Below are 1,075 nucleotides of genomic sequence, written 5' to 3'. Positions count from 1 at the left end.
AAGAGGTGCTCTGGGATCGATCAATAGGAGATGACTTTTGAGGCAGAGTTTGCAATGTTATGGAGCCATTTTGTGCCCTGTTGGATATCTGTGTGCTTTTTCACTTGGACTGTGGTAAGCACCAATATACCCTTGAGGGTATTTAATAAATAAACCCCTTTTGACGGCTGGTATATGGGAGGATAATGCCCAAGGCTGAAAGATTGTGCGAAAAATGAACGGTTGGCCGAAAAGCGAAGCTCTGAGGGTAACTGTGAAAATTTGAGGACATTCGTTCAGTCGAGGGCATTATCCTCCGATATACCAGCAAGCCGGAGAGGGGTTTATTTATTTTATAATCTTCCGAATAATCTCTCAAGGCGAACGCACGTAGATCGTTCCTTCATATTTTGTGGATTTTTTCGTGTTCCTTTGTACGGAATTGTCAACCAGCTTTTTAATTTCTCCGTCACTGGTTTCTGTAAAAAGTATTTCTTTGTTGTTTTCCATGACCAATTAAAATTTAGCTTCAACGATTTCTCCTTTCTTGGTCTTTCTTTCGTCGAAATAAAATCGGACGACGGATATCAAATCGGATGGCGGACACAGTCTGATAACCATCGTCCCATTTGTACCACGTGATCATCTTATCCAATAAGAGCCCGCAGAACCTATTCGGTGGGTTATAAATTGGCATATTACCCTTGATGGTATATTGGTGCTTACCACAGTCCAAGTGACAAAGCACTAACGAATGCGTATTGAACTTTTTTGTACATCCATCCTCCGAACAAACAAAAAGGCCAGTCAAAGCATCTTCCCCTCCCGACCTTGTGGATTCTTTTACATCCCTTGAGGGCTTCGCGGAAGTAATAGTTCGCCCGTTTATCAATGAAAGATACCTATAGATAAGATGACACCTGCAGTGAGACACGCAACCATCCTAAGTAGATATGTGTTGTAAATTTTTACATTCACAATGAGAAGGTTTGTCAGATATCCAAAAGGGCACAAAATGGTTCCATAACACTGCAAACAAACTCTGCCTCAGAAGTCATCTCCTATTGATCGATCCCAGAGCACCTCTTAACCACTC

General features: G+C 41.8%; 1 protein-coding gene. It reads right to left on the bottom strand.

Going from position 1 to position 1,075, the window contains the following annotated elements; genetic code table 11:
- Window positions 1-354: 354 nt before the first annotated feature.
- Window positions 355-489 (bottom strand): hypothetical protein, encoded by a 135-nt coding sequence (locus tag Q0993_RS03345; protein WP_299529719.1) that lies wholly within the window; start codon window positions 487-489, stop codon window positions 355-357.
- Window positions 490-1,075: the final 586 nt, after the last annotated feature.

It is taken from the genome of Ulvibacterium sp. (assembly GCF_028285715.1).
GTDB lineage: Bacteria > Bacteroidota > Bacteroidia > Flavobacteriales > Flavobacteriaceae > Ulvibacterium.
This window is presented reverse-complemented; position numbering and strand designations above follow the sequence as displayed.